General features: G+C 63.8%; 14 protein-coding genes and 2 tRNA genes. 10 read left to right on the forward strand and 6 right to left on the reverse strand.

Going from position 1 to position 17,396, the window contains the following annotated elements:
• On the forward strand, nt 1–744 hold a 744-nt coding region (locus RIV14_RS12435), incomplete at its 5' end, for a 3-deoxy-7-phosphoheptulonate synthase (protein WP_309325207.1).
• A gap of 154 nt (nt 745–898) precedes the next feature.
• On the opposite strand, the gene RIV14_RS12440 is transcribed toward RIV14_RS12435, so the two are convergent.
• Together RIV14_RS12440 and RIV14_RS12445 are read right to left on the reverse strand one after the other, a co-directional pair.
• Entirely contained in the window at nt 899–1,189 is a 291-nt protein-coding gene (locus RIV14_RS12440) for a hypothetical protein (RefSeq protein WP_075373605.1), read from the reverse strand.
• Between the two features lie 692 nt (nt 1,190–1,881).
• Nucleotides 1,882–2,268 (reverse strand): VOC family protein, encoded by a 387-nt coding sequence (locus tag RIV14_RS12445; RefSeq protein WP_075373606.1) that lies wholly within the window; start codon nt 2,266–2,268, stop codon nt 1,882–1,884.
• Between the two features lie 104 nt (nt 2,269–2,372).
• Here RIV14_RS12445 and RIV14_RS12450 point away from each other — a divergent pair, with 104 nt between their 5' ends.
• Entirely contained in the window at nt 2,373–3,356 is a 984-nt protein-coding gene (locus RIV14_RS12450) for a helix-turn-helix transcriptional regulator (RefSeq protein ID WP_075373607.1), read from the forward strand.
• 118 nt (nt 3,357–3,474) lie between these two features.
• On the opposite strand, the gene RIV14_RS12455 is transcribed toward RIV14_RS12450, so the two are convergent.
• Complete coding sequence (locus RIV14_RS12455; RefSeq protein ID WP_075373608.1) at nt 3,475–4,185, reverse strand: DNA alkylation repair protein; 711 nt, start codon at nt 4,183–4,185, stop codon at nt 3,475–3,477.
• A 278-nt stretch (nt 4,186–4,463) separates the two neighbouring features.
• Here RIV14_RS12455 and RIV14_RS12460 point away from each other — a divergent pair.
• The 3 genes from RIV14_RS12460 to RIV14_RS12470 all read left to right on the forward strand — a co-directional run bounded on the left by RIV14_RS12460 (nt 4,464) and on the right by RIV14_RS12470 (nt 6,302).
• Nucleotides 4,464–4,553, forward strand: a tRNA-Ser gene (locus RIV14_RS12460).
• A 209-nt stretch (nt 4,554–4,762) separates the two neighbouring features.
• Entirely contained in the window at nt 4,763–6,088 is a 1,326-nt protein-coding gene (locus RIV14_RS12465) for a hypothetical protein (protein WP_256699390.1), read from the forward strand.
• A gap of 138 nt (nt 6,089–6,226) precedes the next feature.
• Nucleotides 6,227–6,302, forward strand: a tRNA-Arg gene (locus tag RIV14_RS12470).
• A gap of 100 nt (nt 6,303–6,402) precedes the next feature.
• Here RIV14_RS12470 and RIV14_RS12475 read toward each other — a convergent pair.
• The 3 genes from RIV14_RS12475 to RIV14_RS12485 form a co-directional block, all read right to left on the reverse strand.
• Nucleotides 6,403–8,235 (reverse strand): alpha/beta hydrolase, encoded by a 1,833-nt coding sequence (locus RIV14_RS12475; RefSeq protein WP_075373616.1) that lies wholly within the window; start codon nt 8,233–8,235, stop codon nt 6,403–6,405.
• Nucleotides 8,236–8,350: 115 nt separating this feature from the next.
• Complete coding sequence (locus RIV14_RS12480) at nt 8,351–9,559, reverse strand: PLP-dependent transferase (protein WP_075373610.1); 1,209 nt, start codon at nt 9,557–9,559, stop codon at nt 8,351–8,353.
• Nucleotides 9,560–9,690: 131 nt separating this feature from the next.
• Complete coding sequence (locus RIV14_RS12485) at nt 9,691–11,088, reverse strand: MalY/PatB family protein (protein ID WP_075373611.1); 1,398 nt, start codon at nt 11,086–11,088, stop codon at nt 9,691–9,693.
• Nucleotides 11,089–11,693: 605 nt separating this feature from the next.
• On the opposite strand from RIV14_RS12485, the gene RIV14_RS12490 reads away from it, so the two are divergent.
• From RIV14_RS12490 to RIV14_RS12505, 5 genes are all read left to right on the forward strand, one after another.
• Nucleotides 11,694–11,897 (forward strand): hypothetical protein, encoded by a 204-nt coding sequence (locus RIV14_RS12490; protein WP_075373612.1) that lies wholly within the window; start codon nt 11,694–11,696, stop codon nt 11,895–11,897.
• 75 nt (nt 11,898–11,972) lie between these two features.
• Nucleotides 11,973–12,317 carry a PrgI family protein gene (locus RIV14_RS13815; protein WP_416232582.1) on the forward strand — a complete coding sequence of 115 codons (345 nt, stop codon included), beginning with the start codon at nt 11,973–11,975 and terminating at the stop codon, nt 12,315–12,317.
• Entirely contained in the window at nt 12,247–14,685 is a 2,439-nt protein-coding gene (locus RIV14_RS12495) for a VirB4-like conjugal transfer ATPase, CD1110 family (protein WP_256697191.1), read from the forward strand. Before RIV14_RS13815 ends, RIV14_RS12495 begins: the two co-directional genes overlap by 71 nt.
• 4 nt (nt 14,686–14,689) lie before the next feature.
• On the forward strand, nt 14,690–16,426 hold the full coding sequence (locus RIV14_RS12500) for a CHAP domain-containing protein (protein ID WP_081381905.1): 1,737 nt from the start codon (nt 14,690–14,692) through the stop codon (nt 16,424–16,426).
• A 638-nt stretch (nt 16,427–17,064) separates the two neighbouring features.
• Nucleotides 17,065–17,396, forward strand: a 332-nt coding sequence (locus RIV14_RS12505; RefSeq protein WP_309325208.1) for a hypothetical protein, incomplete at its 3' end; no start/stop codon positions are given.

Raw genomic sequence — 17,396 nt, forward strand, 5'->3', positions numbered from 1 at the left:
GGCGTGGACTTCGAGGCCCTGCGCCAGGTCGACTTCTACGCCGCCCACGAGGCCCTCCTCCTGGAGTACGAGGACGCCATGATCCGCGAGGACTCCCGCACCGGGCGCCTCTACGACACCTCCGCCCACATGCTCTGGGTGGGGGAGCGCACCCGCGAGGCCGACGGCGCCCACGTCGCTATCCTCGCCGGCGTCCACAACCCCGTCGGCGTCAAGGTCGGCCCCACCACGTCCCCCGACGACATCGCCCGGCTCATGGACCGTCTCAACCCCGAAGGCCTCCCCGGACGCCTGTCCCTCATCACCCGCATGGGCGCCGACCGCATCCGCGAGGCCCTGCCGCCGCTGGTGGAGGCGGTGCGCGCCGACGGACGCCCCGTCACCTGGATCACCGACCCCATGCACGGCAACACCATCACCTCGGACAACGGCTACAAGACCCGCCGCTTCGAGACGATCCTCGACGAGATCCGTGGCTTTTTCGAGGTGCACCGATCCCTGGGCACTGCCCCGGGCGGCATCCACGTCGAGCTCACCGGCGACGACGTCACCGAGGTCCTCGGCGGCGGCGAGCACATCGACGAGGCAGGCCTGGCCGAGCACTACGAGACCCTCGTCGACCCGCGCCTCAACCACCAGCAGTCACTCGAAGTCGCCTTCGAAATCGCCGAGATGCTTTCTCATAAAAATGAGATGGTAAGTCGAGTTAATTTGATGCGATCTAACAATTATGAACTATGTTAAAAGTTGTTTGGAAGTTGGGGTGCTGGGGTGTCCTGGGCGGTGAGTGGGTGAAGGACTACGGCCCTGCGATGCTGCCTGGAAGCCGAACGAACTCATCGGATACCTTTGTATACCCTGCTGGTCGTGACCTGACAAGCCGTCATTGACGTCGAAACTATATCAGCGCCTTCGCTCGCTGCCGTTTGGCCTGCTGGATGTACTTGCTGGCTGTGCTCAGTGCCACATCGTACTTCTTGGCGATCTCCGTGTAGGTCAGCCCGCGGTCGAGGTGGTCGGCCACCATCTGCTCGATGCCTCGCCGCCCGAACCGCACCAGGAGGCTGCGCTGCTTGAGGTCTGTCCGCTGCTCGGCCTGCCTACCTCCAGCCATCGCCGCCTCCAACGCGCGTCGGGTCGCCACCAGCGTGTAGCCGTATCTGGAGTAGGCCTGCAAGATCTCCGCCATATCCCGCTCACTCGAACCCTCGGTAGCTGAAGCGCTGCCGGGGGTTTGTTCGTGCTCGGGCGCGGTCACCCACTGGGGTCCCGGCCTCACCCTGACGCAATGCACGAGGGTCGGGAGCTACTGAACGAAGGGTGGGTGTACTCCGCGGGGTGCGGGGGTTCGTGCAGTACGCACATCCCCCGGCCAGTACCGCCCGAGGCTCGTGGAGTAGCCGGCCGGGACATGGCAGGCCGGTCACCGGGCGTTGTGGGAGTGCCTCCTGGTGAATCCTGGTCGAGAATCCGGGTTTCACGCGGCCCTTTCACTCCGGCCTCAACCCGCACCACCAGCCAGGCAAGCCTCGCAGGGACTGTCGCTACACGAAGAGACTCATCCGCCGGGGGAGGCTGGCCGACTGAATCGGGGACTGCGTTTCCCGTCCGGAACGTACCTTTCCCGCAGATGACTGAGGTCGTACCCCAGTCATCTGCGGGAAAGCGCAGTCCTCGTGGGGGAAGTACGTTCCCGATCAGGCCCAGCGTGACTACCTTGAGGTCATATTCCGCGGTTCGATGATGATCGGTTAGGCGAAGGCAGATGTCCGCCTGCCCATTTTCTTGCCGACCTACGTCATCGTGAACTGGGTGCTGGGGTACTGCCGAGATGCATCGAGGCCTGCACCTGGTGACGGGCAGGGTGCCGAGGGTCTCGAGTCAGACGAAGCTCGAGGTATCAGTGGTGCACACACGCAGGCGGTGCCCATCGGGGTCTGTTGCCACAAAGGTGTAGCCGAATTCGAGGACGGTCGGCTCCAGAACCATCGGAATGCCCAGCTTCTTCCATTGCGCGTGAAGACGATCGACGTCGGCACGCTCGACGTCGCTGAGACTCAGTTCGGTCCCGCCTACGTATGGCTCGGCAGTGGGTTCAATCTCGTCGGCTGCCTGCAGGCCGAGAGTGACGTCGTCGGACAATGCGAAGACGCTGAATCCTGGATAGGTCTTGATCGGTTCATGACCGAGAATCCGGCTGTAGAAGGTGGTACTCGCCTCGACGTCGGAGACGTAGAGGATGACGCTGTTGGGAACGAAGGTCGTCATGGTGATGCTCCTGAGACTCTCACGGGTATACGAGGTGGGCGGACGGCGTCGAGGTTAGAGACCATTGGTGCCACCTTGTGTCACGTACGTGCGAGGATGAGCCGGTGCGTGCTGACCGCTTGCTGTCCATGATCTGGCTGCTGCGTACCCATGGTCGTCTGTCCGCCTCGGATCTGGCTCAGCGGCTGGAGGTCTCACGGCGCACCGTGCTGCGGGACGTTGAGGCGCTGTCGGCTGCGGGCGTGCCCGTATGGTGCGAGCGAGGACCTCATGGGGGAGTGAGAATCGACCCCGGCTTTCGCATTGATGTGACGGGACTGAACCGTGAGGAGAGCCGGGCTCTCTTCGCAGGTCTCACCAGCTGGGGTGCTGCGCCACTGGGCCTTGGCGACGCCCTCGCCTCCGCGTCTCGCAAACTGCTCGCCGCCGTGCCCGACAGCCATCGAAGCCGGTCCATTGGCATTGCCTCGCGCGTCGTGGTCGATCCTCAAGGGTGGCTTCCCCTTCCCGAGAGCGAGCGGGCCGACGCCGTCTTCCAAGCTGTTCAGGAAGCGGTCTTGACGCGCCATCGACTGCGTATGGTCTTCCGTCACAAGTCGAGGACGACGACGCAGGACGTCGTCGATCCGCACGGAATAGTTGCCGCTGGTCGCAGTTGGTACCTGTGCGCCTCACACGGCACCGAGGTTCGCTTCACCAGGCTCTCTCGGATCGAAGAGGCTGATGTACTCGCTGAGGAGTGTGCTGACGACTCCGGCTTCGATATGGCCGCGGCATGGCGGAAACAGCGTGAGGAGTTTCTTGAAAGGTTCGAGGCGATCACAGCCACTGTCTGGGTGCGGGACGAGCGTTGGAGCGATGTGCAGGAGTGGACGTTGCGCGCAGCGACGACCGATGCAGATGGCGAACCTTCCGGAGATGATGGATGGACCTGTCTCCAGCTGGAATTCATGGATCACCTGCATGCCATGACGATTCTGCTTCGACTCGGTCCGGATGCCTGCGTCATCACCCCCAAGCGCCTGCGACAGGACCTCCTCGACTACGTGGACCGCATGCGTGAGCGGTACCGTGCCGATGGGAACTGATGGCGTGCGGCTGAGGCAGCACGCTCGCACGTGCCCCGACGGCGAGGAGCGGCAGAGCACTGCGCGGCCCCGTCAGTTTGTCCTGTCGCATGCCCGGTCGGAGGCCGTGGCCCCGGCCTCACAGGCGCTTGAGGGCCTCGCGTCGGCTGAGTGGGGACAGGCCCGGATGCGCCTGGACGAAGGCACGCACCCAGTCGCCGTCCGTGCGCGCGTAGTCGCGCAGCGCCCAGCCGATGGCCTTGCGGATGAAGAACTCCGGGTCCTCCTGGTTGGCCTCGATGACGTTGGTGAGCAGGTCGAGGTCCGTGTCGGTCTTGTGCTGGAGCTGACAGAGGATGGCGCTGCGCCGCACCCACATGTCCGGGTCGGTGGCCCACACACGCATGCGGGCCGCCGCAGCCGGATGCTCACGCACCACCAGCCCGACGGCGTGGGAGGTCTCATCGACCAGATCCCACCACTGTCCCGTGCGCAGAAAATGCTCGTAGAGCGCCAGGGACTCCATGCGTCCAGCATGTGACGCGGACAGCTTGGCGCGGATGACGGCCAGCGCCGCGTTGCGCTCCTCGCGGTGAGTGGCCTCATCCCACAGGCGCCGCAGCGCCGCCTCCCAGGTGGCGGCCTCAGTCCACAGGTCGCCATGGGCGGCGGCGATCCGTTGCGCGAGGCGCCGCGTTTCCGGGACCCCGACGCCGTACATCGCCATCTCGGACTTCAGGTACGCCCGCTGCTGCTCGGCGCGGGCGGGATCGCCCGCCTCCTCCAGGGCCTGACGCAGCTCGGTGATGAACTCCGTGACCCGCGCACCCGCCTCCCCGCTCACTGTCATCCTCACCCCTCCTCGCAGTGCACCGCACACGCTCTCTCGGCATGCCCACGTCGCCTCACGACGTGCGTCCACAGACATTATGGCCCCGGGTGGCGCCGGCGTCCGGAGCGCGAATCCGGAGACCCCGGGCTGCGGGCGAGGGCGCAGGATACCCTTGCGACCGGCGGCGGCGTTGCCTCGTCTCGAGGCGACGGCACCATGCCTTCGGCGGTTTGCTCACGCGGCATCCTCCCGGTAGGCTGCCCGTGCGTCCCGCGGCGGAGCCGTGGGAAGGCAATGGAGATGTCGCATAGTGGCCTAGTGCGCCTCCCTGCTAAGGAGGTTGGGGTGGAAGCCCCTCGGGAGTTCGAATCTCCCCATCTCCGCCACAGCGAGAGCCCCGGTGCGCGGCAGCGTGCCGGGGTTTCGTCGTCGGAGCACTCGTTGCGGTGGTCCCGGAGACTTCCCAACGGCTGGCAGGGCCCGTGAATCGGCTCTACGGTCGGGGCGCGTTCGCCTCTGGCCGATCGGGGTGCCTGTGTGTCTTCCTGCGCAGATCCGGGATAGCGTGATGCTGTACCCGACTGAGAGGGACCTCATGTCTGACCACGACGCAACCCAGCCGTCGACCTCCGGCTCGCCCCGCCCCAATCAGGGCGACGAGTTCAACGCCCGGACCGTCCTCATCAACCAGGACATGCTCGACGCCGCGCGCGCCGAGCAGCAGGCCCCTGGGCAGGCCCCCGGCGCCGTCCCTGGTGCGGCTCCCGCCGCCCAGGCCGGATCGTGGCGTCCGGCGCGGCCCGACCTGCCCACCGGCCCGCCCCCTGAGGAGCAGACGCGCACCTTCTCCGCAGGTGCCGCGCAGGCGGCCACCCAGCCTGGTGCGGCACCGGCCGACCCCTGCGTCCAGGCCACCCCCTACAGCCAGCAGAGCGGGGCGGCCCAGCCGGCGCCCTACAACCCGCCGACCCAGTTCGGCCAGCCCGACCCGGCCGGGGGTGGCGGCTTCGGTGCCGCTCAGCCCGGTGCGGCGCCGGCCGACCCCTACATCCAAGCCACCCCCTACAGCCAGCAGAGCGGGGCCGCCCAGCCGGCGCCCTACAACCCGCCGACCCAGCCCGCCTGGGGTGGGGCAGCCGCCGACGACGGCGCCGCAGCCACGTCGTCGCCCTTCGCCCAGTCCGCCCCCGGCATCCCCTCGGCTCCGGGCACCTCCTCGGCCCCCGCCGCCGGTGCGACTGCAGGCGGTGAGGCGAGTTGGGAGACCCCGCACTGGCCGGGGCGGCAGCCGCAGGCCCAGCCGGCGGGCCTGCAGGACCAGCAGTCCTTCGCCCAGCAGCCCGCCCCGCACTCGCACCCCTTCAGTGGGGGCCGTCAGGAGGGCGAGGTTGGCATGTCCTCGGTCTTCCCCACGGCGACCGCGCGCGCCGAGGCCGAGCAGGCCGCGGAGGCCTTCGTCCCCGCTGCGACTCAGGCGGTCGCTCCGTCCGTGTCGTCGTCATCCTCAGCCTTCCCGTCGCAGGGCTCGGCGCCCCAGTGGGGCTCAGCCCCCTCCTCCGACGCCGCAGCCGGGCAGGCCCCATCCTTCTCCGACATGGTTCCTCCTGCAGCGGGCTCACCATTCGATCGGTCGACAGGAGGCGGAGCGCTGGCAGCGGCGCGATCCGAGGAGCTTGAGAGCGCGGACTCCGTCGGCAGCTGGATGCTGACGCTGTTCCTCAAGGCCATCCCCGTCGTCAACCTCGTCTGGCTGCTGATGCTCGCCTTCGGCAGCGGCCACTCCGCCAGCAAGAGGAACTGGGCCAAGGCCACTCTCATCTGGATGGTGATCATTATCGTCCTAAGCATCGCCCTCGTCTTCGTGCTTGGCATGCTCGGCTACTCGATCTTCACTCTCAACGAGAGCGCCAGCGTCGGATAGTGCCCAGCGGCAACAGCGCGCACAGGGCCGCAAACCCCGTCGTCGGCGGGGACTTGCGGCCCTGTGCCCATCCTCACGGGGATAGGATTTGTCCCCTGGGTGGACGCTGAGTAGTGTTCTACCCGTCGGCAACGACATGCGCCTGTAGCTCAACGGATAGAGCATCTGACTACGGATCAGAAGGTTGGGGGTTCGAATCCCTTCGGGCGCACCAACACCCCGTCATCGGCTGAATAGTCGGAGCCGGGGTGTTTTCCAATTCTGGTACTCCCCGGCTCCGACGGCGCGGCCCAACCGGGTCGCGAATTACTGCGTCAGCCGGCCTCAAAGCCGGACGGACGCTCAAGTCCAGCTGCACGCGCAACTCCGGCCGGAGTCTCCTTTCCGGCCTGGGGCTTCGGGTTCGCCGCGCAGACCTCACCGTCCAAGGGAAGCGTGCCCTTGACGAAGTAGTCGTTCACCTTCGCGGTCGTGCAGGAATTGGGGCCGGTCGCGCCATGGCTGTACATGTCGACGCTCAGTAGGTGACTGTTGCGGAGCCTGGACACCAGTGCCTTGGACCACGGGTAGGGGGTGGTCGGGTCGTGCAGGATGCCGATGACGAGCACCGGGTTCGTGGCGTCGACGTCGACATCGACGGGCTTGGTCTTACTGGTGTGCCCCCAGCCGTGGCAGTAGGCGTCGTGCTGGGGCAGCAGGGTGTGGAAGACCGGGTAGTCGCGGCGGTAGGAGGCCAGTGCCGCATCCCAGCTCGCCTGGTTCCCGGTATCGGGGAAGTCGAGGCACCGGTTGGCCGAGAAGGCGTACACGGATTGGAGCAGCCCAACGGTCTGCTCCTCGGTCCCAGGAGACCCGCCGCCGCCCGAGAGGGACTCGGCGTTCCGCATCAGAGTGGTGCCGTCGTGCGCGTTCATGGCCTGAGCCAGTCCCTCGGTGAGCAGCGGCCAGTTGTCGGGTGAGGCGACGACGAGCGTTCTGATCGCCATGGAGGCCTTGGCCCGGTCCAGAGGTTTTCCGCCGTCGGAGACGGTCAGCGGATGGGCGTCCAGGCCGTCGAGGAAGGTCGCGAGCCGGGAGACGGCCTCATCGGTCGTGCCGCTCAGGGGGAACCCGGCCTGGCCCTGCTGAGACTCGATATAGGTGCGCAGCGTCTGCTCCCAGGCTGCCGCATCACCCTCAAAGGCCTCCTGCCGGGACAGGGCGGGGTCCATGGCGCTGTCCAGGACGACGCGCCCGACGTTGTCGGGGAAGAGCTCGGTGTACACGGCGCCCAGGTAGGTGCCGTAGGAGTACCCGAAGAAGTTGAGGTCCTGGTCTTTCACCAGGGCCCGCATGACATCCATGTCGCGGGCCACCGAACGGGTGTCCATGTGGTCGAGGATCTCGGGGACCTCCGTGTACTTCTGGCAGGCCGCGGCCTCGCGTGATCCCTTCGCGACGATGTCGGTGGCGCTGCCCGGCGTCAGCTGGGAGGGCGCCTCGGCCCGGCCGGCCACAATCGCCTGGACGTCGTCGGGGGACCAGCAGGTGATGGGAGTGGACTGGCCGATGCCGCGCGGGTCGAAGCCGATGACGTCGTAGTTCGCCAGCACCCCCGACAGGCCGCCGCTCTTGTAGAGCCCGGCCTGGACATTGATGAGGGAGATACCGCTTCCCCCGGGGCCTCCGGGGTTGAGGAAGACCGAGCCGCGAGGGGAGGAGCTCGTCGAGGGCAGCTTCTTGAGGGCCACCGTGATGGTCTTCCCCTGCGGGTGGTCGTAGTCCAGGGGGACGGTCACGGTGGCGCACTGGAAGGCGGTGCCGGTGACGCCGTCGGGGCAGTCGGTCCAGGTGAGATCCTGACGGTAGAAGGACTCCAGCCCCTTGGGGACCTTGGCCCCCGTGGACCCGCTGGATCCTTTGGACCCCCCAGAACCGTTCGATGAACCGTTGGAGCTGTTAGTGCCGGTGGTCTGGGACGGGCGGGTGCTGCTGGCGTTCGTGCTGTTGTCCAGCACGACGGCGTGCTGGGCTCCCTGCGTGGGCGGGCTCGCGACGGCTGTGGCACTCGCGCCGAGCATGCTGCAGGCGGTGAGCGCACCGAGCAGGGTGAGGACGGTCAGTCGTGAGGTGGTCTGGGGTGGCGAGGATGTTCGTAGGCGTCTCATGGCCACGATTCTCATGTCTTCGTCGAATATGAACCATACGGAAGACTGGTTGATTGATGTCGGGGTTGCCAGACCCGGCACCTTCCGCCCTCGGTGCTCCGGCCCAGTCCCCGGTTCAGACCTTGGCTGCCTCGAAGGCCTGGGCCAGGTCCGCGATGAGGTCGTCGACGTGCTCGATGCCGACGCTCAGGCGCATGAGTCGGTCGGTCAGCCCGTAGGAGGCGCGCACCTCGGCGGGCACGTCCGCGTGCGTCTGCACCGACGGGCACGTCACTAGCGACTCCACGCCGCCCAGGGACTCGGCGAAGGTGAACACCCGCACTGAGGCCAGGAAGCGGGCCACGTCCACCGACTCGGCCAGATCGAAGCTCACCATGCCCGAGTGCCCCGGGTAGAGCACTCGCGTCACGTGCGGGCTGGAGCGCAGGAACTGCGCGATCGCGGTGGCGTTGGCCTCGTGGCGCTCCATGCGCAGCGCCAGGGTCTTGAGCCCGCGCAGCAGCAGGAAGCAGTCGAAGGGACCCAGCGTCGCCCCGGTCGTGTTGAGCCGGTAGTTCAGCCGCTCGGCCAGGGCGTCGTCGGCCACCACGGCCACGCCCGCCATGACGTCGTTGTGCCCGCCCAGGTACTTCGTGCCCGAGTGGACGACGACGTCGGCCCCCAGCTCCAGGGGCCGCTGCACCACCGGGGTGTAGAAGGTGTTGTCCACGACCAGTCTCGCCCCGGCCGCGTGGGCCAGCTCGGCCGCCTCGGGGATCGCGATCTCCTCCATCATCGGGTTCGTGGGGGTCTCGATGATGACCAGGTCGGCCGGGGTTGCCAGTGCCTTGCGCAGGCCCTTGATCCCCAGGACGAAGTCGACGTCGGCCGCCCCCTCCTCGGCCAGGACCTCCAGGAAGCGGAAGGAGCCCCCGTACAGGTCGCGCAGCGCCACGATCCGGCCGCCGTGGGGCGCCAGCGTGCGGGTCACCAGCTCCAGGGCCGCCATCCCCGAGGACAGGGCGAAGGCCGCCGTCCCGCCCTCCAGGCGGGCCAGGGCGTCCTGGAGGACGTCGCGGGTGGGGCTGGCCGTGCGCGTGTAGTCATAGCCCGTCGACTCGCCCAGGCCCGGGTGCCCGTAGGCGGTCGACAGGTGGATCGGCGTCGTGATCGCACCCGTGGCCGGGTCGGTCCCGGTGCCCGAGCGCACCAGCAGCGTCTCCAGGCGGAGCTGCGGGTCCGGGACCGACGACGTCGGGTGGTGGTGGACGGGGAAGGTGCGGGCGGCCGGCGGCTGGGAACACCCGGGGTGAGCGGCGGGCCGAGGAGTGGACGGGCTGGTCATGAGTAGTTTCTCCTCATGGGCGGGGCAGTGGCGGGAAGACATGGTGACTGACGGTCGACGACGGCGCGGGTGATGACCGGTGACCGGACGCCTGCGGGCCGGCACGCTTGGTGCGACCCGGGCGAACCGGCTCAGGCGGACAGGGCGACGGGGCCCTGCCCGGCCTGCTCGGCGGCGCGGGCGGTCACGGCGGCCACGGCCGCCTCCAACCGGTCCAGGGCGGCGTCGAGGGTGACGCGGGGGCAGGCGACATTGATGCGGGTGAAGCCCTCACCGCCGGCCCCGAAGATCCGGCCGTCGTCGAGCCAGAGCCCGGCCTCGTTCAGCATGACCTCGTCGAGCTGATCGGGCTCGAGGCCGGTGGCCTGAAGGAATCCTGAGCAGTCCAGCCACAGCAGGTAGGTGCCCTCGCAGGGGGCGGCCTCGATTCCCTCGATGCGCTCCAGGCGCGCCTCGACGTGGGCCCGGGCGGCCGCGATGTGCTCGCGCAGGGCGTCGAGCCAGGCGTCCCCGCCCTCGTAGGCGGCCCGGCAGGCCGTCAGGCCCAGGACGTTGGGCTGGGAGTAGCCGGTGGTGGCCAGCTCGCGGCGGAAGGCCTCGCGCAGGCGGGCGTCGGCGATGAGGATGTTGGCGACCTGCAGACCGGCCAGGTTGAAGGACTTCGACGGCGAGGTGCAGGTGATCGTGCGGGCGGCGGCCGTCTCGCCCAGGGAGGCGAAGGGCGTCGTCGCGAAGCCCGGCAGGGCCAGGTCGGCGTGGATCTCGTCGGCCACGACGACGACGCAGTGGCGGGTGGTGACCTCCTCCAGTGCGGCGAGCTCCTCCCGGCTCCAGACCCGGCCCACCGGGTTGTGCGGGTTGCACAGGAGCAGCAGGCGCGCACCGGTAGCCTCGATGGTGGACTCCAGGGCGGCCAGGTCGCGGCGGTAGACGCCGTCGGCGTCACGTACCAGGGGGACGGCGGCGACGGTACGCCCGTTGTCCTCGATGACCTCGCGGAAGGGGTAGTAGACGGGCTCCTCGATGAGGACCGCCTCGCCCGGCGCGGTCAGGGCTCGCACCGCCAGGGCCAGGGCCGGCACGACGCCGGGGGTCACGGTGTTCCACTCGGCCTCCACCTGCCAGCCGTAGCGGCGGGAGAACCAGCCGGTCAGGGCCGAGTGGTAGGCGTCGTCGGGCTCGGAGTAGCCGAAGATGCCGTGGCGGGTGCGCCACAGCAGGGCGCTGGTGACCCCCGGCGCGGTGGCGTGGTCCATGTCCGCCACCCACAGGGGCAGGACGTCCTCGGGGCGGCCGCGCTCGACGGCGGAGTCCCACTTGAGGCTGGCCGTGCCGCGACGGTCGGGGACGACGTCGAAAGCGGCCGGGTCGACGGCGGGGGCGGTGGAGAAGAAGGCGGAGCGATCCGCCGAGGTGAAGGCGGCTGCGGGGGAGGAGGTGGCCGCAGGCTCCTGAGGGGTCGGGAGGTCAGGGCGGGCTGGACAAGCGGAGTCAGCAGAGCTGGAGACGGGGATGAGGTGAGCGTGCATGGCGGAAGGTCCTCTCAGGTTCCCTGGCGGCAGTGACGCGCGAGCGCAAGGCTGCGCTGCAGCGACGTCGTGCTCAGGGGTGGCCGGCGCGCAGGCCGGCCAAGGTGACGGGTTGCTGGAGGGATGAACACGGGGGCGGTGGGCCTCCGCGGAGTACGACGAGCCGGTGCGGGGCGGCTCGGACTCTCACCGTTACGTGTCAGACAGCGACGGCTGGCGCTGTCAGCACATGCACATTCGACCCTCGCCAAGGGTGCGCACCATCATCGCGCGGGCCTGCGGCAGAGAAGTCATCACAAGCGGGACTCTAGCGATCCGCACGAGCGGAGCGCAAGCGAGTCCTATGGTACGCAGTGTGAAATACGCCAACATGCTCCTACCACATAGCAGAATCTTGAAGATACGCAACGGTTAGTGCGGTTTTAGAGGTGGATACCTCTATCCCAAGATTTGGTGGACAGGGTGTCTCGGGTCTGCAACAATCTAATCGCCGTCAGATAACGAGCTGGCATACGTGTGCTGGCGATCGGTCTAGACGCGACATCGGACGAATGTGTCCGGTAGAACACCCCTACCCCTTCATCATGGATATATAGGAGCATCCCATGGATATGATGAGTCAGGCTCTCACCCTTTTCGTGAAGTTCGCCACCATTGGTGGTGGTCTGTGGACCGTTTGGGGGGTTATCACCCTTGCGGGAGGACTGCGTGACCACCAGGGACCGCAGATTCAGTCTGGTGTTTGGCAGGCAGTTGGTGGCGGCCTGATTGTGGCTGCTGCGCAGCTCTTCTCGAATATCGCGCTGTAGCGTCAAAAAACAATGGCGCTTGAAATCAAGGTATATCGGGAGATCACTGCCTACCAAGCGAAAGTTATGATGGGTATGTCATGGCGACAAATGGCATGCTCAGCAATAGGAATTATCGTTGTCGGCGGAACGTATGCTCTGTGCTTCTGGGCGGGGCAGTCCGATCTGGGGTCCTGGATGGCCGCACTCCTGACCATGCCTTTTGTGGCAGTCGGTTGGGTGAGGCCCAAGGGTCTGCCTTTTGAGAAGTATGCGCGTTATTTCTGGAGGTACAAGTGGGACCCCCAAAAGCGACTGTATGCCCAGGACTCGGTGCTGTCGACAGAAATAGCCGCAGAAAGGTCAGCTAATGCTGTTCGCAACTCGAAAGCACCAAAGCGTCGAGTCATCCAAGAGCTCGAACGTGGAGGATGGCGGTAAATCTGACCGGAAGGCTCGCAAGCAGGGTAAAAAGCGCCGCGAGAAAAATGATGTTCCTCGCCGTAAAAGGAACACCGCTCAGGCTGCTATTCAGTATGAAGCGATGGTCGAGAACGGTGTCTGCTCGCTGGGAGGAAACCAGTACTCTGTGTCGCTGAAGCTGGCGGATATCGACTATCAGCTGGCTCCGGAAGAAGAGCAAGCTTCCTTGGTGGAGTCGTACGCCCAGTTCGTCAACTCTTTTGATGCCGGGCAGAGCATCCAGCTGACGGTCATGAATCGTCATCTTAATAAAGCTGAGCTGGCGCAGAGTGTCGAGTTCGCTCCTCGCGGTGATGGGTTGGATGCCTATCGATGGGAATACAATGACCTGATTAACGCGAGGCTGGCATCCGGCCGCAACAACACTGTGACGGAAAAGTATGTCACGATTACCGTTGAAGCTGATGACTTCGATCACGCCACCAACAAGCTGGCCCAGATTTCATCAGATGCGATTGCGCAACTGCGAGCTGTTGGTGGGTGTCGTGCAGAACGAGTCTCCGGTGAAGACCGGATCCGGATTCTGCATGACATTCTAAGACCGGGAGAACCGTTTCGTTTCGAGTACACCGATCTAATTGGCACTAACCTTACGACGAAGGACATCGTCTCACCGTGGGCGATCGATTTCTCCGGTGATGGTAACTCGATCTGTTTCACCGGAGAGAAAGACTCATACTATCAGGTACTGTGTCTCCGTGATCTGCCCTCGTGGCTGTCTGATCGTCTCATGAAGGAGCTTTCTGAGATCAACTCGGAGCTGGCGATCTCGGTGCATTTCCGGCCTCTGGACCACGCAGAAGGTCTGGATCTGGTCAAGCGGCAGATCGCGGAAATGGACATGCAGCGTTCCAACGAGTTGCGGAAGGCCCGGAAACAGGGCAACGGTGAGGAGTCGATTCCTCACGAGCTGGTGGCTTCGCATCAAGAGGCTGTCGATTTGCGTGATCAGCTTGAGTCGAGTAATGAAAAGTTGTTCACGACCACCATTGTCGTAGGGGTTGCCGGCGCGACCAAGGACGCGCTTGCTGAGGCTGTTGAAAAAGTGCGAGTCGCCGGGCGTAAGCACTCTTGTCCCTTTGAGACATTGAAGTGGATGCAAGAGGATGGTTTGAACGCCGTGCTTCCGCTTGGTGTGTCTCGTCTACCCATTTACAGGACACTGACAACAGCGGCGGTTGCTGTTATTGTCCCGTTCACAACGCAGGAGCTGCTGCACAAGGGTGGCCTCTTCTACGGAGTGAACGCCATTAGCCAGAACCTCGTGGTGGGATCACGCACGTCCACGATGAATGGAAACTCCTTCATCCTCGGTACGAGTGGTGCAGGAAAGTCGCAGTTCGGAAAAGGCGAGATCATGCAGGTCTTCCTTGGACGTCCTAACGATGATCTTATCATTGTGGACGCCGAGCATGAGTATGCGCCTCTCGGGCAGGCCATCGGTGCCACGACCGTTGAGATCAGCGCAGGATCTCGAGCATGCATCAATCCGCTGCATATCGACCGAGATGCGCCAGCAGATGATGGAAGCCCTGTCAAGTTGAAGGCGGAGTTCATCCTTTCTCTCTGTGAGGTGCTTATTGGGGGAGTAAATGGACTGAGTGCACCTCAGCGCTCAATTATCGACCGCTGTGTGACGCGTATATATGGGCAGTTCTTCCAGGACAAGAGAATGGCTCCGCCAACTCTGCTCAACCTGTTCGACGAACTGAGGCGCCAGCCAGAGGAGGAGGCGAGGGCGGTCGCAACTGCCCTTGAGCTCTACGCAGCGGGATCGTTCTCGGGCTTCTCGCAGCAAACCAATGTGGACACGTCGAACCGTGCGATGATCTATGACATCTCTAAGCTCGGATCGGACATGAAGACGTTCGGTATGCTTGTGGTGCTGGAGCAAATTTGGGCACAGGCCCAGATCAACCGCGCCAAGGGTAAGCGGACCTGGTTGTACCTGGACGAGTTCCACCTTCTGTTCAGTAACGACTATGCTGGCGCGTACTGTCAGATGATCTACAAGCGTGCCCGTAAGTATGGTCTTTTGCCAACCGGCCTGACGCAGAACATTGAAGAGCTTCTCATCAGTGAACGCGCCCGTTTGATGCTCGCCAACTCAGATATCCTAGTACTCCTGAACCAGACTCCTACGGATGCGCAGACTCTACAGGACCTTTTCAACTGGTCTGATAAGCATCGCTCCTATTTCCAGAACGTCCCGCCAGGATGTGGACTCTTGAAGATGGGGCCAGCGATGGTACCTTTTGATTCGAGGATGCCGACAAGCTCTAAGTTGTACCAGCTATACACAACTAAGTTTGGTGAAGGAGCGTAGGTCCATGGGCGACATCCGGGTTGACCTTCGTAATCGAGACGCTCAGTCCCTCACCGGCGACAAGTTCTCAAGCGTTAATGTTGAATCGCGCGGTTCGAGTGCTTTAACATCAGCACCCAGGGAGGCCAGGGCCACTTCCGGCGACGGAGGCACGGGGAAGAGCCCTAAAGATGGCGCGCCCGGTAGCGGGGGCGACGGCAAGCATTCGGGAAGCGATAGGAAGAAAGGTGCTCCTCAGAACAAGGGAGCAAGAAACCCATCTCCTAAGCGCGGTCCTAAGAAATTTGGCGATGAAGTTCGTAGTTCCTTACGTAGTGGAACTAAGATTGCAGTCAAGTCTCCAATAATCGCCAAGAAGGCCTTTGAGCAGGTTCATAGCGTTACTGCTCCGTTCGGTAGCGATGCGTCAATGGCTGATGCTGGTGGCGGTATCGTCAAGCAGAAAGCGATCAATGCAGCACTTAGAACGCCGAGAGTTGCGCGCAGTAGTTATCGTGTCGGGAAGCGTGCTGTAAAAAAATCTATCGAGGTTGCACCGAGAGTCGCCCGTATTACATCGAACCAGGTCCAGAATGCAGCACGACTTACGGCGCGCGTTCGAAAGGCTGGACTCAAGAACTCGGTCAAAGCGGCCAAAAAGAAGATTGCCAAGGTTAATGGCAAGGTTGCCGCAAAAGCCGTCAACAGGGCAGCTGCTGCGGCGTCCAGAGCGGTGACGCAGCTGATCGCAAGGATTGTTGCGATAATTGCTGTTAAAATGACGGCGCTGCTTATTTTCATGATACCCATCATCGCCGTAATTGTCGTGGTAGCCATTGTGCTTTCTTTTCTTCCCTCGTGGCTCGGCGGCTACGAGGAGGAACAGAAGGCAAAGGGGGGCGCTGCAGGGGTAGTTGCGGCCGGAATGGGTGATGACTATCCATACAAAGGTATGGGCTCGTCGTCGGCCAATCCGGATACAGGATATTTCTATGGGAACTGCACGGACTTTGCAATCTGGCGAGTCAATCGTGACGACGGGGTGACGAAGAGCCCTTGGAAGCATGTGAACAGTAATACAACTCCTGCTGGGGGCCATGGATATCAGTGGGGGAATGACTCTGCTCTTCCGGGGTGGGAAAAGGTGAGTACACCTACTCCGGGGGACATTATTTCCTTCCAGCCTGGCGCTCAGGGAGGCCGTTGGAATGCAAGCTTCGGGCATGTTGCATACGTGGGTCAGGTCGGGGCGGACGGTAGCATGGTGACGGAAAACTATGGCGACGCAGAGTATTTTCTAGAGAACTACACGCCAGACATGGTGAAGCAGTTGGTGTCGTCCGGGCAGGCGGTTATCAAGCACAACCCCAACTCCAAGCTGAAAATCAAAACCGAAAATGGTGTGACAACAGTCGATAATGCGAACTACGCGGCGGCTGGTACTAGCGCCGGTGACGCTCAGGCGTACGCCAAGACGCAAATGAAGGCTTATGGCTGGGATGACAATCAGTTCGCCTGCTTGGTCGAGCTGTGGAACCACGAATCTGGATGGAATTATACTGCCGATAATCCGACGTCTGATGCATATGGTATTCCACAGGCTTTACCTGGAGAGAAGATGGCGTCCGAAGGTGCAGACTGGGCCACCAATCCACAGACTCAGATCAGGTGGGGTTTGAAGTACATCAAAGATCGACCCGACTATGGCTCTCCCTGCGCAGCGTGGACGCTGTGGCAGCAACGCAGTCCGCACTGGTACTGAGAAGGTGATTCATCATGGATCGTCGACAGAAGCGTCTCGTCGCAATGATTATTGCGGTACCGCTTGCGTTAGTTGGTGCTTTCATAGGGGTGATTATGTGGTCGGCGTCCCATAGAAGTGGGTCTGAGGCGAAGGCAAGTTCGGCTGCAACGTCGCTGGTGCCGTCATCGGAGGCAACCCCGTCTCATTCTGCGACATCTTTGCCGTCTCAGGTGGATGGCTATGCCTCATCGTTTCGGCCGACGTCGGCTCAGAAGGAACGCGCAGTGAGAGCCGTGAAAGCTGCAGCTCAGTGGTCGCAGTCGGAGACGGAACAAGAGCGGTTCAAGCGATTGTCAAGTGAGTTTTCTAATGACGTCGCGAAGCGGAAGTCTGCCTGGGAAAAATTATATGGCAACGTCGATAGGGCGCGTGTCACCGTGGACTCCACTGGCGATGCCAGCGTCACATCGCATGACGGCCGGACCATGAAACTGGGAGTGATGGTCACTTACACGGTGCACATTCCTCACGGCGATGGCAGTGAAGTGGTGTCGTCAGGAACCCGCTTGTGGGTAGCTGAGCTCCCCATATCGGGTGATGGAAAGGTAACAGGCTTGGAAGAGCCCAAGCTCTAAAGTCGGAACAGGACATTCACTATGAGACTCAACAACGATCTTACTCCGCAGCAGCTGTGGACTATTGCTGCGGACAGTGAGCATCGGGATCGAGATGTTCTTGACGAGCTCGTCAGCCACCCTAACTCCTATCGTGCGCTGAGCGACTGGGCGCTGGCCGGTTTGGCCGTTGAGGATCCCAAGTCGTTGGATGTTCCGCCACAGCCAGACGCCGTAGAGCCGGTTCAGAAACGAAAGCGGCGCTTCCCGAGTCTCAAGGCGAAGAAGCGCGGCGGTGGTGTCCAACCCGGAGGCGCTGCACCAACGTCGTTTTCACCGGCCGTGTCGGGTCCGGGTGTGTTGGGGCCCGGTCG

It is taken from the genome of Actinomyces acetigenes, from assembly GCF_031296635.1.
Taxonomy (GTDB): Bacteria; Actinomycetota; Actinomycetes; order Actinomycetales; family Actinomycetaceae; genus Actinomyces; species Actinomyces acetigenes.

Excerpts from the sequence above, each read along its gene's own strand:
- RIV14_RS12440 (WP_075373605.1), bottom strand. The coding sequence starts at position 1,189 with ATGGCGGAGATCTTGCAGGCCTACTCCAGATACGGCTACACGCTGGTG.
- RIV14_RS12445 (WP_075373606.1), bottom strand. The coding sequence starts at position 2,268 with ATGACGACCTTCGTTCCCAACAGCGTCATCCTCTACGTCTCCGACGTC.
- RIV14_RS12455 (WP_075373608.1), bottom strand. The coding sequence starts at position 4,185 with ATGACAGTGAGCGGGGAGGCGGGTGCGCGGGTCACGGAGTTCATCACC.
- RIV14_RS12465 (WP_256699390.1), top strand. The coding sequence starts at position 4,763 with ATGTCTGACCACGACGCAACCCAGCCGTCGACCTCCGGCTCGCCCCGC.
- RIV14_RS12475 (WP_075373616.1), bottom strand. The coding sequence starts at position 8,235 with ATGAGACGCCTACGAACATCCTCGCCACCCCAGACCACCTCACGACTG.
- RIV14_RS12480 (WP_075373610.1), bottom strand. The coding sequence starts at position 9,559 with ATGACCAGCCCGTCCACTCCTCGGCCCGCCGCTCACCCCGGGTGTTCC.
- RIV14_RS12485 (WP_075373611.1), bottom strand. The coding sequence starts at position 11,088 with ATGCACGCTCACCTCATCCCCGTCTCCAGCTCTGCTGACTCCGCTTGT.
- RIV14_RS12490 (WP_075373612.1), top strand. The coding sequence starts at position 11,694 with ATGGATATGATGAGTCAGGCTCTCACCCTTTTCGTGAAGTTCGCCACC.
- RIV14_RS13815 (WP_416232582.1), top strand. The coding sequence starts at position 11,973 with ATGTCATGGCGACAAATGGCATGCTCAGCAATAGGAATTATCGTTGTC.
- RIV14_RS12495 (WP_256697191.1), top strand. The coding sequence starts at position 12,247 with ATGCTGTTCGCAACTCGAAAGCACCAAAGCGTCGAGTCATCCAAGAGC.
- RIV14_RS12500 (WP_081381905.1), top strand. The coding sequence starts at position 14,690 with ATGGGCGACATCCGGGTTGACCTTCGTAATCGAGACGCTCAGTCCCTC.